This is a genomic window from Chitinophaga deserti (assembly GCF_003149455.1).
GTDB classification, from domain to species: domain Bacteria; phylum Bacteroidota; class Bacteroidia; order Chitinophagales; family Chitinophagaceae; genus Chitinophaga; species Chitinophaga deserti.
In genome coordinates, this window is record NZ_QFFK01000012.1 from 137,396 (window position 1) to 152,500 (window position 15,105).

A 15,105-nucleotide genomic window follows, 5' to 3' on the forward strand; every position below is an offset into this window, starting at 1 on the left:
TGATTGGAGCCGGCATTTGTATGCTGCCCGGGCCGCCGTTGTGTCACTCCCTTGTACGGCTGTGGGGCTGCCGGGCAGTGTATCCGGGGCTGTGGGGCATAAAAAAAGGAAGGGCGTTTACCCTTCCTCATCGGTATAATGGAATTGTTTGCGCTAGGAAATGAGCTTCTGGCGGAGGAGGAACTCGAGTTGTTCGTTTACGCTCAGGAGCTTTTCTGTCAGTTCGCGGTTTTCTTTACGGAGGGCGTACACTTCATATGCCTTCTCGATATTGTGCCGCAGTTCTTCATCATTCCAGGGTTTGGAGAAGTATTTATATACTTGTCCCTTGTTAATCGCGTCGATCACCGCGTTGATATCGGCGTATCCTGTAAGCAAAATCCGGATGGGTTCCGGGTACTTGTTCAGAATCGACTCGAAAAATTCGATACCCGTCATTCTGGGCATCCTTTGATCCGAGATAATGATGTGAAATTCATGATCTTCCAGCAGTTTGTACGCGTCTTCGGCCGATTCTGCGGTCTGCACCGTATAAATTCTTCTGAAAGAGGCTTTAAAAGCATTCAGATTGTGAATCTCATCATCTATATAGAGGATGTGAATATGTTGTGCACTCATTCTGTATGCAGTAGACTTTAAGTAAGTTAATAAAAATAAGCGAGTTAGCAACAACGAACTGTTATGCCTGTGTCAAAATAATGTACACAGTTAATGCATTCTCCGGCAAATTTCCTGCGGCCGTTCTTTTCAGTGGTGTCGGCAGGAAAACCGATTCAAACATAGATATTTTTCGTTATCCCACTTCCAACTTTCTGACGATCGCTGTTAATGTTTTCGTAACCGCTGGAAGTTGGGCAGTAACCGCTTTTACACTAAACCTATTTTTGTGCTTTCCGTTATTTCTTGTAGGTTTGAGCATACCCGTTATTTTCATTTAAAATAGAATCAATATGAAAACTGGAATCATTGTGATCATTCTCCTGGTACTCCTGGGTTTTTTCGGTTGCAGCAAGTACAATGGAATAGTTAAGAGCGAAGAATCAGTGAAAAAAGCATGGGGCAACGTAGAGAGCCAATACCAACGCCGGGCTGATCTGATCGATAACCTGGTAAGCACTGTAAAAGGCTCTGCCAACTTCGAGCAGGAAACCCTTACCAAAGTGATTGAAGCCCGTTCCAAAGCTTCTTCCGTTCAGGTAAATGCAGATAACCTGACACCTGAAAATGTGGCTAAATTCCAGCAGGCTCAGGGCGAGCTCGGCGGCGCACTCAGCCGTTTACTCGTAACCGTGGAGCAATATCCTCAGCTGCGTACTACCGAGCAGTTCCAGACACTGATGGCTCAGCTCGAAGGCACGGAGAACAGGATCGCCGTTTCCCGCAACGATTTCAATACTGCCGTGAACGATTTCAACAGCAGTATCCGCACTTTCCCCAATAATATCATCGCCGGCCTCGGCGGGTTCAAAGAGAAAGGATACTTCAAAGCGGCTGAAGGCGCTGAAAAGGCACCCAAGGTCCAATTCTAGTACATAACGCCTCCATAAAGGGCGGCCCGGGGGCAGCTAACACTGCCCCCGGCCGTCTTTTTACAGGATGCCTAACATACGTTTCTTATGAAACTGTTCCCCTTTAAGAAAAGAGAATTCTTTACCGACGATGAGAAGAACCGCCTCATCGGGGCTATCCGCCACGCCGAAAGGCTCACCTCAGGCGAAATCCGCCTCTTCGTGGAAAGCCATTGCGAATATGTTGATCCCATGGATCGTGCCCGCGAAGCTTTCCTCTCCCTCGGTATGGAAAAAACAAAACAACGCAACGGCGTACTCCTGTACATCGCCCTGCGCGACCATCAGTTCGCCATCCTGGGCGACCAGGGGATTCACGAAAAAGTGGGCGACGACTTCTGGAAGCACGAAGCCGACCTCCTGCGCAGCCATTTTTCCGGCCAGCGCATCGTGGAAGGCATCGAGGTATGCGTGAAAGAGATCGGGGAATCCCTCTTGCGGCATTTCCCTTACGAATCCGGCGATTCCAACGAGCTGCCGGATGATATTGTTTTTGGTAAGTAGATACGGATAATGATGCATAAGCAACGAAACATATTATTTCTTCGCTGGTTCCTCGCCCTGGGGCTTGTTTGGCTCGGGCTTGGTGCTTCCGCACAGGAAATTCCCCCGAAACCCGTGCCGCCCAGGCTCGTCAACGATAATGCGGGTATTCTCGTTCAGTCAGAAATTAACGAACTGGAAAGGAAACTGGTAGCTTATAACGACAGCACCTCCACCGAGATCGCCATCGTTATTGTGAAAACTACCGGCGACTACGATATCTCCGAATATGGTCTGAAGATCCTTCGGGATTGGGGCATCGGCAGTAAAAAGAACAATGGCGTGCTCATCCTGGCCGCCATGGACGACCGCCGCATCCGAATAGAAACCGGTTACGGTATGGAAGGTTCCATCCCCGATGCCGTGGCTTTCGGGATTATTAACAAAGTTATTAAGCCGGCATTCCAGCAGGGGCATTATTACCAGGGGCTGGATGAAGCTACGGATAAGATCATTGCTGCAGCGGCCGGTGAATATAAAGGTGTCCCCCGCAGCTCCCGCGATGGCGGTGGTGGCGGCAGCATCTTCGGGATTATCATCTTCATTATCATCATCCTCATCATCTTCGGCAGCCGTGGCGGCGGAGGTGGCAGGGGAGGAAGGGTAATGTCCCGCCGGGGCGATAGTGTATTCGGCGGTATCCTCGGTGGCATGATCGGCAGCAGCCTTGGTGGCGGCGGTGGCAGCAGCTGGGGAGGCGGTGGAGGCGGAGGCTTCGGCGGCGGCGGATTTGGCGGCTTTGGCGGCGGGTCCGGCGGCGGAGGCGGCGCCAGTGGAAGCTGGTAACCCGGTATAAATAATTCAACGGATTTTCAGCAGGCGTATAGTGAAAGAATCGTTACATTCGCTATCTGACTGAAAATCCGTTTTTTATGTTACTCCAAATCCTGAACGGCGACGCGACACGCACTGTCTTTGATAAAAGTGGTATCCCCGGAGAAGCGCTTGTTTGGCGCGAAATGCTCAGCGAAGGCCTGACCCCGCCCGGCTGTGACATAAGCCTGTTTTTTGAAAGAAGAGCGGCATATCTTCATGAAAAATACGGGATCAATGCCCAAACCTACCAGGCAGACATTGCCGGCGCACGTAAAACCATCCAGCATGCCCCCCGTTATGAAGAAATCGTGCTCTGGTTCGAATTCGACCTTTTTTGCCAGGTCAACCTCATCTTCCTCATCACTTACCTGCTCAAACTGAATACGCCCATGCCCCGCGTGAGCGTGGTACAGCCCGGTAACCATCCCGAAGTCCCGGATTTCAAAGGGTTGGGTATGCTGAAACCGGAACATCTGCCTGCGCTTTTCGAAAAGAGAAGCTACCTCGAAGCGGCCGACTGGCAGCTGGCATCCGCAGCATGGGAAGCATATACCGGCCGCGATCCCCTGGCGCTGGAAGCACTTACCCATCGCGCCGCGCCCAATCTCCCCTTTCTTGGAGGGGCTATACAGGCACACCTGCAAAGACTTCCTTCCCTCGAAACAGGGCTTAACAGTATAGAACACTTCTTCCTCGAAAAAATAACAATCGGCCCCCTCAGCGAACGTGCCCTTTACAGCCAGTTCTGGAACGAAATGAAGATCTATGGCTTCGGCGACTTCCAGCTCGACGTTACCCTGCAGCGCATGGCAAGAGCCGGAGTGCTGCAGCGCGATAATGAAATGATCCGGCTTACAGACCTTGGCCGCGAAGTATTGCGGGGTGAGCAGGCATTCCTGGCTTATGCTCCGGCAGATAATTCCTGGATCGGCGGCATACCGCTCGATGGTACGCCCTGGCGCTGGAGCAACAAAGAAAGCCGGGTGGTGAAAGTATAGCGCAGGCAACCTTTTGTCCGCAGGCTGCGTATTCACCGAAAATGCGATATGAAAAACTTGAAAGCCTGGGCATTCGTGTTGCTCGTTGCCTGCACCCTGCCGGTGATATCCTGTAAAAAGGATAAAGAAGATAACCTCTACACCGTGAATAACGCCCCAATGAGCGGTGCGCAGGAATTTCCTGCCGTAACAACCACTGCCACCGGCAGCTTCGATGCATCGTACAACCGCGATTCCAAACAACTTACCATTACCGTTCGCTGGCAGGGCCTCAGCGGTAATGCCACCCTTGCCCACATTCACGGCCCGGCGGCCAAAGGGGCAAATGCAGGTGTTCTGCAGAATTTCACCCCCATTCTTTCACTCACACCAGCGGGATCATTTTCCACCAGCTTTACCCTCAATGGAACAAACCAGAAGGAAGAAGACCTGCTGGGCGGGAAATGGTATGTGAATATCCACACAGCTGCCCATCCCGGCGGTGAAATACGTGGACAAATCGAACTGACTTACTAACACATAGCCTATACCATTAAAAGACACGTCGGTAACTCGAAAAACAGGTACAAACCCCAAAGAAGCAACGGGGGCTGATCTTTTCAGTCCCCACTTTGCTGTATCGCCATGCCAGTACTTCGGACCAGCAAATTGTCTGCGAATGAGCCGATCACCCTGTAAAGCTGTGCAGGATTATCATAAAACACAAAATGATTACTGTCGGGGATTTCAGCCATGGCTACATCCACAGCAGTCAGTTGCGGGAGATATGAAAGCGCCCGGTTTTCGCTTCCGTAAATAAAGATGCGTGGTACCGGAAGTTGCAGGAATTGCTGTAGCAAACCACCGTCTGCAGAATACTGAACTGTCTGGAAAGAATAGTGATAGTACGCTGTGGAATTTGTATTTAACTCCAGGTTATTGGCAATAATATGGTAGCCGGTGTTCCCCCGGGTTTTCATTTCCCGGATCGTTTTCGGGAAAACAACATCCACGAATTCTGCATGCGAAAATTGCACGACTTTACTGGAAAACATGCAATCTTCCGGTAAAAGGTTTCCTTCAATATTCACATATCCTTTTACCCGGGAAAGGCCTGGTGTACGGAGGTACAGTAATGTAGTGAGGCCGCCCATACTGGTGCCGGTCAATAGGAATTGCTGCAGCCCAACCGCATCGATGAATTGTGCCGTGATGGCAGCGAGATCATCGACCTGGAGCGGCATGTCATTGTAGTAAGTGCTGTTACCAGTGCCCGGGTTGTCAAATGCCGTGAGTGAATAACCTGCCAGGGCGGGAGATTTGCAGGCTTCCCAGTAATTTTCTTTTGCTCCGCCAAGGCCATGCACGAAAAGGATCTCGCCTTTATTACCGGGCCGGTGGAAATACTCGATCCGGAAAGGTTTGTTGTTGTAATGGATCGTTACAGTATCGATCAATGGGGTTGCTGACATGGTTTGGTATTGGGGATGAAGAAGAACGGCCATGCTGTGAAGCATAGCCGTTGCTATTAATGTTATTTCCAGGCGTCCAGCAAAAAGCGGATCCAGTTTTTGTACATGATATTATCGATATCGGTATTCTTATATCCACGCTGCCGCAGGATGTCGGGTACTTTCTGCAGGCCCGCGATAGTACCGAGGTCTTTGGGAGATTGTTCGGTACCGAAAGCCCCGTCGAGATCAGAGCCTATGGCGGCATGCTGACTGTTCCCTGCCAGCTGGCAGATACGGTCGATGTGGTTGGCCACATGTTCCAGCGATACGCCGGTGCTTTCCGGTGTGCTTACACCACGCTGCCACCCGGGGATGAGCATCCACGCATCAAAGGCAGTCCCTATCACAGCACCACGCTGAATGAGCAGGGAAAACTGCTCGTCGCTGAACTGGCGGTTATGTGGCACAAGGGCGCGGCTGTTATGATGGCTGGCCCAAACCGGACCGGTATAAATATCCATGGCTTCTGAGAAGCTTTCATCACAAAGGTGGGTGGCATCGAGGATGAAACCGAGGCGGTCCATTTCCTTCAATAATGCGCGGCCTTTGGTGCCGAGGCCACCGGTAGAATCGGTGCCGTATGCATACACACCCGGCCCGTAATGCGCGGGACCGATGGCGCGGAGGCCATAAGCCCAGGCTTTTTCCACACAGGCCAGTTCATAAAAAGAGTCGGCTCCTTCGAGGCTAAGGATGAAGCCTACCGGGAGTGAGCTGGTATCTTCTGCGTTTTCCCAGAGTTTGATATGGGCAGAAAGCTCGTCGGCATTGGTGATTTGTTTCATTTCACCGCGTGCTGCCATGGTTTGATACCAGGCCAGCTGTCCCTGCGTCTGCGCCCATGCCTGTTCCTGCGAATGCCAGCCGGGGAGGGGATTATCCAGCCCCACATATCGAGCTATCTGCGTAGCCACACACAGGCCAACACGGCCTTTGCGCATTTCGGGAAGGGAAACGGTGCCGCGGGTGCGGTCGGGTTTATCGGTAAGGCCATGTTCGCGGTCGCGGATGGACTGTACGGATTTGGTAAGGTCGCGGTTCCACTCCAGGGCATTCATGCTAAGGTCCAGGTGCGCGTCGAAGATCAATGATTGCATAGGTTTATTCTGGTTGAAATAGTGTCTTAAATAAGTTTTCGTCCGCGTGCGATAGGCCAGGAGCCGCCGTTTTCTCCGTTCTCGATCACGATAGCTTCGTTGTACAATGCCACGGTGGGGCATACGTGCCAGGGGGTGCCGTAGAGTACATCACCTACCTGCAACGTAGTGGCGGCAGGTGTTTTCACGACGAGGTGTTCCTCGCTTTGAGATATCACTTCATAATCCTGCAGGCCGTGGAAAAAGACGCGTTTGCCGATTGGGTTTTCGGCCGATACGGCTTTGTGTCCCAGGTCGAGCGTAACAAATCCGTCCTGTGGTTTGGAGATCACGCGGGTAATGAGCTGTGCGGCTACAAGGAAAGGCTGGTCGGGGAGGCCGGTTCCATAACCTTCGTCCCACAGCAGGCAGGTACCGGGGCTGCATGTCACCTGCTTCCGGCGGGCGTGAATGGGAAAAGTAGGAGTGCCGCCGGCAATAATTTCCGGTGCTTTTATTTCGGCGGCCAGTTTTTCTACCGGCGCAAAAGCTTCGTCGCAAACGCGGGTACGCTGGGTGAGGTCTGTATCACGGATATGGCCATCGTACACGTGGAGACCGGCAGGTGTTACATTAGGGAGCGACTGCAGCGCATGCCAGAGGTCTGCCGCTTTATCCGGAGCAATACCGGTGCGGTGCATGCCATTATCTATATCAATGTACAGTTTGGCTTTGCTGCCCGGGTAGGTAGCATGCAGGTCGTTCATCAGCCGGGCCGAAGCGAGGTTGTCTGTCAGAGAGGCGAACTTAATAGTTGGATATGCATGTTGCAGATCTACGAAAGCCGCTGCCATTGGAGCATTGAGTTGATAAGCCAGCAGTATGTCTGAAGCACCGGCTTCTGCCACCATACGGGCTTCAGCCAGTGTGGCGCATTTAAAACGGGTAATGCCCTGCTCCAGCTGCATCTTTACAACGGGCGCCATTTTATGGGTCTTCACATGCGGCATGAGCCTTTCAGGACCACCGGCTATGTCAATCATCCGGCGGATGTTGGCAGCAATCCGGTCAGGAAAAACGAGGAGAGCCGGAGAGGGAAGCTCCGCCGGAGAATGGATTGTTGGCTGTTCGACAGGTTGCATGAAAAGATTAGTCTGATAATTCAAAAATAGCTTCAATCTCAACCGTGATGTTATCGGGCAAAGATCCCATGCCTACCGCACTGCGTACGCCAATGCCATTTTCCGGTCCCCAGATTTTGGCAAACAACTCACTGCAACCATTGATTACGTGGGGATGGGTACCGAATTCCGGGGTGGCGTTCACCATACCCAGCACTTTAATGACCCGCTTGATGCGGTTGAGCGATCCGAGTTGGGAAACGAGGGTGGATAAGATGGTGAGCCCTACCTGCTGGGCGGCCAGTTTCGCACCGTCGGCATTTACGTCTACGCCAGCTTTACCATGCAAAAGTGAGCCGTCGGGTAAAACAGGGCCATGGCCGGAAACGTAAACGAAGCGGTCTACGATCAGTAATGGCTTGTAAACCCCTTTGGGCGCGGGTGGAGGTGGTAAAACCATACCCAGTGCTGCGAAATTGTCGGCTGCGGTCATCACGAAATTTGTTTAAAGTTAACTTAATATTTTTTGCATTTCCAATGGAATTATTTGCAGTATTTGCAATAATTCTGCATTTGTCACGATTTATTTATTGCAGTTTTGGCAATTATTGGTATATGCATAGCATCATTACGGTAAAGCCTGATATAATACATACATACTCCGTACCTGCTGTAATGTATATGTTAAGTAGCTATAACTGTACTTCTTTCAATACTGTAGCGGTTTTCCATACTATTTATATACTGTATATATACAGTAAGTACGCTTTAAGTACCCTTTAAGTACCCATTAAGGACCCTTTAAGCTGGAGGATTTTGACCTTAAGTATACCTTTATGCCCCGTTTGGTGTCCGAATTCCGGAAATGGTGAATAATAGAGGCCCTATGCAAAAAAATTGTACAGGTACCAGATCGAAACTAAGGCAATGCGGGCCTTTGGGAAATGACGATCATCATGGTTTTCCGAAACTGTTACCTGTTCATTCTGTTCATTTTCGATTTCCATTGGAGTATATACCTTCTGCTAATTTGACAAGCTTTCTCCCTTCACCCGCCCTATAGATTCCTTAATCTTGACATTACTTACCACAAAATCACCCATGCGGGGCGGCAGTTTATGCCGGTAAAAACTGTTGAAGTGCCAGTACACCGAGGAGCCCGCAAACGGATACGATCGTTTCCATGACCGACCAGGTAGCGAACGTTTGTTTGAGGGTAAGGTTGAAATATTCTTTAAAGAGCCAGAAGCCGCCATCGTTTACATGGCTGAACATGAGGCTGCCCGCGCCGATGGAGAGCACCATCAGTTCAGGGTGTACGTGTTGTTGCTGGATGAGGGGGAGGAGGATGCCTACCGTGGTGAGGCCGGCTACCGTGGCAGATCCTACACAAACCCTGATGGCAGCGGCAATGAGCCAGCCGAGTACGATGGGTGATAAAGACAGGCCCCGCATGGATTCACCGATATAGGTATTGATGCCCCCATCTTTGATTACCTGCATGAAAACACCGCTGCCGGCAATGATGAGCATGATGGGTGCTACATCCTTAAAAGCAGTTTCGAGGGATTTCATGACCTGCTTCATGGATTGCCCGCGGCGCAGACCGAGGAAGTATATGGCAGCAAGTACAGACAGGAGCATGGCGATATTGGGATCACCGATAACGGAAATGGCCGGCCTGAGTGCACTGTTTGCTCCCATAACGGGATCGAGGGCGGTAGTGATGGTCAGAAGGATGAGTGGCAGCAATGCCGTGAAAAGACTGATGCCGAGACCGGGCATCTCTGCATTGGTCCGCGGAGTGATTTGCAATAAACCCTGCTCCGGAGTTACTTCCATCTTGCGGAGTGTACTGCCGAATAGCGGTCCGGCAATGGCGATGGTAGGTATGGCGATGATGAGGCCGTATACCAGCGTTTTTCCCAGATCGGCCCCCAGCTGCTGGCTGATAGCAGTAGGTGAGGGATGTGGCGGCAGAAACCCGTGGGCGGTGGATAAGGCGGAAATCATGGGGATACCAAGGTAGAGGAGGGGCAGCCGGGTAGACAGGCCCGTGGCGAAGATAAGGGGCACCACTATAACGAAGCCTGCTGTGTAAAACATGGGGATGCCCACCAGCAATCCGGCCAGTGCCATACCCCATTGAATATAACGGGTTCCGAAAATACTGACCATGGAAGAGGTGATGCGCTGGGCTGCCCCGCTGTCAGCCACCAGCTTGCCCAGCATGGCGCCGAAGCCAAGGATGGTGACGAGCGAACCCAGTGTGGCGCCGATACCGCCGGTAATGGATTTGCCGATGGCAGGTCCGTTCAGTCCGCAGGCCATAGCCAGCAGGATGCTGACGATGATAAAGGAAATGAAGGTGTCGAGCTTGGCCCACATGATCAGGAGGATCAGCAGCAGGATGGATAGCAGTACGAGCAACAGGGGTGATAGCATCAGCCGGTGGAATTTGTTGCACTGAAGATAATGATCGCCGGGAAGAAAAACCACAAAAAAAAGCAGCTCCCCGGTTGGAGAGCTGCTCAATAGGAATAAGAAATAGGAAGGGAGTATTAGTCTTCCTTCGTGTTTTCTTTGATTTTCTGTACGGTTTGCAGGATGTGCGTAGCCTGTTTACTGAGTTCGTTACGGAGCTCGGTAGTAGAAGCCGCTGCTGCTTTTTCCTGTTTCTTCTTGGCGATAGGCTGCATCAGGTTTACGATGTAGTTGTTCACCCAGCTGTTGTTGAATTGGGTGATGCTTTCGAATACCTGGTCCACACCTTTATTCACCAGTGCGGTATTATCTACCTGGCCAAGGATGCCGAGGTAAAGGATGGCGGCACCGATTTTTTCCTGGCCGGTGCTGTTGGCGAGGTTAGTAGCGAAATAAGCTACATCTTCCTCACTGCCGTTCTGGGCATACACATTGGCGATAGCGGTACCCAGTGCACCACGCGCGTCTTTTTCCATGGCTTTGGCAAGCGGGTAGGCTTTCTTAATGTCGAGGTCGGCGAGGCCAACGAGGCCGGCGCCTTCCACGAGGTAAGAGCGGTCTTTCAGCGCGGCTTCAAAGAGAGAAGCATATTGTGCGTCTTTCAGCTTGCTGATCTGCTTGAGGGAAGCGGCGCGTACCGGTGCAGCAGGATCGTTTTTCGCGAGGTCGAGCAGAATGGGAAGGGCGGCGGTTTTAACGTCGTTATTATCCATTTTGATGCCTGCGATGGTGAGTGCACGGAGGCCTTCGTACTTATCCTTCATGGCTGCAATCACGGTAGCGCGGGCATCTGCATTGCTGGTTTGCTGCTTCAGGCATTCCTCGATAGCCTCGCGGCGGTCGCGGTAAGTAGGCGCATTTTTATACTGGAACACATAAGTGGCCAGGTTGCGGCGGTCCGTTTTTTCGAGGATGAGGATTTTGTCGGCATCCACATTCACGAAGTCGGGCTTACCGCTAACCGGGAAGCTGAACTGATTGGTCTTTTCTTTGATGCGGATAGCATGGCGGGTCTTTTTACCACCTTCATACACATCAACGGCAATTGGCAGATCGAAGATCTTATCACCCTTTTGCTCGATGTTCACAACGGCCTCGCCGGCTTTGCTGTAATCATAGGAGATATCGAGTGTAGGGTAGCCCTGTCCGAAATACCATTGGTTGAAGAACCAGTTCAGGTCCTGTCCGGATATTTCTTCTGCAGCCAGACGGAAATGGTGGGATTCGGTGGCTTTGAAGGCATTCGTTTTCAGGTAAAGGTTCATGGCCTTGAAGAAGGCTTCATCACCCAGGTAGTTGCGGAGCATATGGAGGATGCGGCCGCCTTTCTGGTAAGTGATGGCGTCGAACATCTCTTCCTTGTTGTTGTAGTGGAAACGCACGAGGTGATGATCGCCACGGTATTGGGCAGATTCCATGTAGTTATGCATGGAAGCGTACCCGTGCTCGTCTGCCGCGTCTTTACCGAACTTATGTTCGAACCAGAGGTATTCGCTGTAGTCAGCGAAAGACTCGTTCATGGTGAGGTTGCTCCAGGATTCACAGGTGGCGAGGTCGCCGAACCAGTGGTGGAACAGTTCGTGTGCGATCACTGATTCGCCGAGGCGGTCGTCATCGTCGAGCAGTTCGCGGTCGGTTTTCTGTACAAAGTCACCGTGAATGGTTGCCGTGGTGTTCTCCATAGCCCCGGAAACATAGTCGCGTACTACAATCTGGCTGTATTTCACCCAGGGGTAGTCGTATCCGAGAATTTTGGAGAAATAGGTCATCATTTCGGGTGTGTTACCGAAGATGGCTTTAGCGTGGGGAGCGTATTCCTTTTCCACGTAATAGTTCACCTCCTTGCCGCGCCAGCTGTCTTTCACAACGGCGAAGTCGCCCACTGCCATCATAAACAGGTAGGGAGCGTGGGGGAGTTCCATGCGCCAGGTATCGGTACGGGTGCCGTTGGCGTTGGGTTTCTGGCTCACCAGTTTACCATTGGAGAGAGTAACATACTTTTTGTCTACCGTCATGGAGATCTCCGAAGTGGTGCGCTGGTTGGTTTTGTCGATAGTGGGGAACCAGGCAGAAGAAGCTTCTGTTTCGCCCTGTGTCCAGATCTGAACAGGTTTGTTGGGATCGGTGCCATCGGGGTTGATGAAGTAAAGTCCTTTGGCATCGGTGATCGCCTCGCTGCCTTCGGCTTTCAGTTCGTCGGGCTTGGCGGTATAATCTACATAAACAATATAGGAATCGTTGCTGCTGTATGTTTTGTTAAGCTTTACGCGGATCTCCTGTCCGTCGTATTTGTACTGAAGCGGCGTAGTGCGCGCGGTTTTAAGAAGGCCGTCTGTAGGGAACTTTGCTACAGAGGCGCCTGCCGTTTGTACGAGGGATACGGCTCGGATGTCCATACCTTTTGCGTCGAGGGTCAGGCTGTCGGTCGGGTAAAAGTGGGGTTTAAGCGTAATCCATGCCTTGCCGATGAGGTGGCGTTTGGCATAATCGAAGCGAACGTCAAGCTTGGTGTGGATTACATTGTTGATTTTGGTAGGGGATGCCCGGTAGATTTTGAGTAACGGATCCTCCTTTTCGGGGGCGGATTGTGCGAAGACGGGTGAGTAAAGTCCCATCATGGCGATTCCGGCCACAAGAAGCGCAGGAATTTTTGTTGAGTTTAAATACATGCAAAACGATTTGATCAAAAATAAGCGCCCTCCGGGAGGGCAGGGGTCAAATTTAAACAAATGGCCCAAAAACGACGCAAGCGGTTAAAATTGTTATTTTTGTACAGATAGGACCTGTTTTTTATATGATCAAAGCTACCGTTAACGGCCGCAAGCCGTATGAAATAATCCCTTCCGGCGCAGAAGGCTCGCCTGTATGCGATGGAAAGGCCGTATCCTGGAGCGCGGAACCCCTGCCCTCGGGCGGGTTCAGCGTGCTGATGGACGGCAAGAGCTTCGTGGCGGAAGTGGTGAGTACCGACCGCACGGAGAAAAAAGTAACCCTCCGTATCGGGCAATCCGTTTACGAAGTAGGGCTCGAAGGGCCGATGGACCGCCTCCTGGCATCCATGGGCCTCAGCGAAGCTGCCACCAGGAAGGTAAACGATATCAAGGCTCCCATGCCGGGCATGGTCCTGAAAATACTCGTGGTGCCGGGGCAATCCATCCAGAAAGGGGATCCCGTCCTCATCCTGGAAGCGATGAAAATGGAGAATGTATTTAAATCCACCGCAGATGCGGTGGTAAAGGAGATCCGGGTTTCCGAGCGAAAAGCCGTGGAAAAAGGGGAAGTCCTTATTGTGCTGGAATAATATTTGTATCAGACATCATTATGCAATCAATCAAACTGAAACTGTTGTATCTGGCGTGCGGCCTGCTGACTTGCACGGGCCTTGCCGCGCAGGATGCGTCGTATTTTGTATATATACAGCACGAGAAGCAGCAGCCATTTTACGTGAAACTGGACGGGAAACTGCATAGTTCCTCCGTGAAAGGGTATGTAATCCTTCCCAAGCTGGAAGCCGGTAAGATTCCGGTTACCATCGGTTTCCCTAAAGGGGAAGGCGGGGAGCAGCAATTTACCATCCGCCTCGCCGGTAACCGCGACTATGGCTACCTGCTGAAAAATACCGGGGATCAGGACTGGGCGCTGTACGACCTGCAGACGTTCGCCTCCCTTAAATCTTCCGGAGCCGGAGGTGCTGAACCGGCAGAAAAGCCCGCCGAAGGAGAAGCAGTGGCCGTCACCCGCATCTCGAGCGACAGCGCCACACCCGAACAGAAAGAACTTATCAATAACGTACAGGCCGATGTGGAAGCAGCCCTGGCGAAGAAAGGGGAAGCTGCTCCGGCAGAAGAAAAGCCTGTAGCTGAAACACCTAAAGCCGAAATACCTGCCGATACCACTCCCGTGGTAGCGAAAACAGAACCAGGCACTGTGCCGAAGAAGAAAAACAGCTTCGCGGAATCGCTCGATAAAGTGGTGACGGACGACCGGCCGGCAGAAATGGAGCTTCCCAAGCCCAAGCCCGCTGCGGTAACAGAAGTGCCGGTTGATGCATCGGCACCGCCTGCTGAAGCAGAAAAACCTGCTAAAAAGCGGAAGAAAGGGGAGCGGGAACCTTTGACGGAAGAGGAAAAGGCCCTGCTGAGTACCGTGCTGGAGGATGAAAAGCGTGCTGCGGCTGATGAAGCCCTGAAAGAAGCAGAGGCTGCTCCGGCAGTGGAAGAAGCGGTGAAAGAGCAGCCTGCCGAAGAAAAGGCGCCTGCAGAAAAGCCGAAGAAAGCCAAAAAGAAGAAGGAAGGCAGTGAGCCTGAGTTTATAGATTTCGGTACAGCGCCCGCCGCTACAGTGCCTGCTACTGCACCCGCAACGGTTCCTGCAACCATTCCGGCTGCTGAAGAAGCGGTGCAGGAAGAAGGAGGCAGCAGTGCCAAAGATGCGCGGGAAGCCCGCAGGCAGCAGCGGAAAGCTGCCCGTGAAGCGGAAGACCGCGCCGCCCTGGCGCGTGACAGTGTAGCCAATGAAGGCTGGCACGAAACTGCACCGGCAGCGAAAGAGAAGAAAGAAGAAGAGAAGAAGGATGACCTGAAAATGGTGAACAGCGATTGCCCGAAAGTACTGGAAACTGAAGCGTTCCGTAAGTTGCTGCGTACCATGAACAGCCGGAAAACGGATGCGGATATGGTGGACGCCTTCAGGAAAGGTACGCGCAATACCTGTGTGAGTACGGAGCAGGTAAGGGCTTTGACCCAACTGATCTCGACAGATGAGAATCGTTACCAGCTGATGGATGCGGCTTATGCGCGGACGTACGATTCAGACAATTTCGCAAAGCTGGCGGATCTGCTGACGGATAGTTACTATAAGAACCGGTTCAAGGCTATGTTGAAACGGTAGTAATGATACATGAATATTGCAAATGGTGAACGGAGGTATCTGTTCACCATTTGTCTTTTTAAAAATGTCTACTTTCGCGCATTATGGCCAGGTATTTTATTGAAGTAGCTTATATG

General features: G+C 51.8%; 15 protein-coding genes (1 of these 15 running past the window's edge). 8 read left to right on the plus strand and 7 right to left on the minus strand.

From position 1 onward, the window contains the following. Positions 1-153 precede the first annotated feature (153 nt). A complete protein-coding gene (locus DEV76_RS23305; RefSeq protein WP_109700359.1) occupies positions 154-618 on the minus strand; it encodes a response regulator in 465 nt (154 codons plus the stop codon). A 332-nt stretch (positions 619-950) separates the two neighbouring features. Between DEV76_RS23305 and DEV76_RS23310 the strand changes: the two genes are divergently transcribed. The 5 genes from DEV76_RS23310 to DEV76_RS23330 all read left to right on the plus strand — a co-directional run bounded on the left by DEV76_RS23310 (position 951) and on the right by DEV76_RS23330 (position 4,441). Further along, a complete protein-coding gene (locus tag DEV76_RS23310; protein ID WP_109700360.1) occupies positions 951-1,529 on the plus strand; it encodes a LemA family protein in 579 nt (192 codons plus the stop codon). A gap of 87 nt (positions 1,530-1,616) precedes the next feature. Next, positions 1,617-2,072: a TPM domain-containing protein gene (locus tag DEV76_RS23315; protein WP_109700361.1), complete on the plus strand. Its 456-nt coding sequence runs from the start codon at positions 1,617-1,619 to the stop codon at positions 2,070-2,072. A 12-nt stretch (positions 2,073-2,084) separates the two neighbouring features. Then, the gene (locus DEV76_RS26305; RefSeq protein ID WP_109700380.1) at positions 2,085-2,897 is read left to right on the plus strand and encodes a TPM domain-containing protein; all 813 of its coding nucleotides are present in this window, start codon (positions 2,085-2,087) and stop codon (positions 2,895-2,897) included. A gap of 86 nt (positions 2,898-2,983) precedes the next feature. After that, on the plus strand, positions 2,984-3,925 hold the full coding sequence (locus DEV76_RS23325) for a hypothetical protein (protein ID WP_109700362.1): 942 nt from the start codon (positions 2,984-2,986) through the stop codon (positions 3,923-3,925). Positions 3,926-3,973: 48 nt separating this feature from the next. Beyond that, positions 3,974-4,441: a CHRD domain-containing protein gene (locus tag DEV76_RS23330; RefSeq protein WP_109700363.1), complete on the plus strand. Its 468-nt coding sequence runs from the start codon at positions 3,974-3,976 to the stop codon at positions 4,439-4,441. An 83-nt stretch (positions 4,442-4,524) separates the two neighbouring features. Here DEV76_RS23330 and DEV76_RS23335 read toward each other — a convergent pair whose 3' ends face one another. From DEV76_RS23335 to DEV76_RS23360, 6 genes are all read right to left on the minus strand, one after another. Further along, positions 4,525-5,376: an alpha/beta fold hydrolase gene (locus DEV76_RS23335; RefSeq protein WP_157963071.1), complete on the minus strand. Its 852-nt coding sequence runs from the start codon at positions 5,374-5,376 to the stop codon at positions 4,525-4,527. A gap of 62 nt (positions 5,377-5,438) precedes the next feature. Continuing rightward, positions 5,439-6,515 (minus strand): dipeptidase, encoded by a 1,077-nt coding sequence (locus DEV76_RS23340; RefSeq protein ID WP_109700365.1) that lies wholly within the window; start codon positions 6,513-6,515, stop codon positions 5,439-5,441. Between the two features lie 26 nt (positions 6,516-6,541). Beyond that, positions 6,542-7,636: a D-TA family PLP-dependent enzyme gene (locus DEV76_RS23345; RefSeq protein ID WP_109700366.1), complete on the minus strand. Its 1,095-nt coding sequence runs from the start codon at positions 7,634-7,636 to the stop codon at positions 6,542-6,544. Positions 7,637-7,643: 7 nt separating this feature from the next. Further along, positions 7,644-8,108: a RidA family protein gene (locus tag DEV76_RS23350; protein WP_109700367.1), complete on the minus strand. Its 465-nt coding sequence runs from the start codon at positions 8,106-8,108 to the stop codon at positions 7,644-7,646. 623 nt (positions 8,109-8,731) lie between these two features. Next, positions 8,732-10,060, minus strand: coding sequence for a gluconate:H+ symporter (locus DEV76_RS23355; RefSeq protein ID WP_109700381.1), 1,329 nt, complete (start codon positions 10,058-10,060; stop codon positions 8,732-8,734). A 116-nt stretch (positions 10,061-10,176) separates the two neighbouring features. Then, positions 10,177-12,768: a M1 family metallopeptidase gene (locus DEV76_RS23360; RefSeq protein ID WP_109700368.1), complete on the minus strand. Its 2,592-nt coding sequence runs from the start codon at positions 12,766-12,768 to the stop codon at positions 10,177-10,179. Between the two features lie 125 nt (positions 12,769-12,893). Here DEV76_RS23360 and DEV76_RS23365 point away from each other — a divergent pair, with 125 nt between their 5' ends. From DEV76_RS23365 to truA, 3 genes are all read left to right on the plus strand, one after another. Beyond that, the gene (locus DEV76_RS23365; RefSeq protein ID WP_109700369.1) at positions 12,894-13,400 is read left to right on the plus strand and encodes a biotin/lipoyl-containing protein; all 507 of its coding nucleotides are present in this window, start codon (positions 12,894-12,896) and stop codon (positions 13,398-13,400) included. A 20-nt stretch (positions 13,401-13,420) separates the two neighbouring features. Beyond that, positions 13,421-14,989: a DUF4476 domain-containing protein gene (locus tag DEV76_RS23370; protein ID WP_109700370.1), complete on the plus strand. Its 1,569-nt coding sequence runs from the start codon at positions 13,421-13,423 to the stop codon at positions 14,987-14,989. 83 nt (positions 14,990-15,072) lie between these two features. Further along, positions 15,073-15,105, plus strand: the beginning of a protein-coding gene (gene truA, locus DEV76_RS23375; RefSeq protein ID WP_109700371.1) for a tRNA pseudouridine(38-40) synthase TruA. 720 nt of this gene lie beyond the right edge of the window; the window shows 33 of its 753 coding nt (coding positions 1-33); its start codon is at positions 15,073-15,075; its stop codon lies beyond the right edge, outside the window.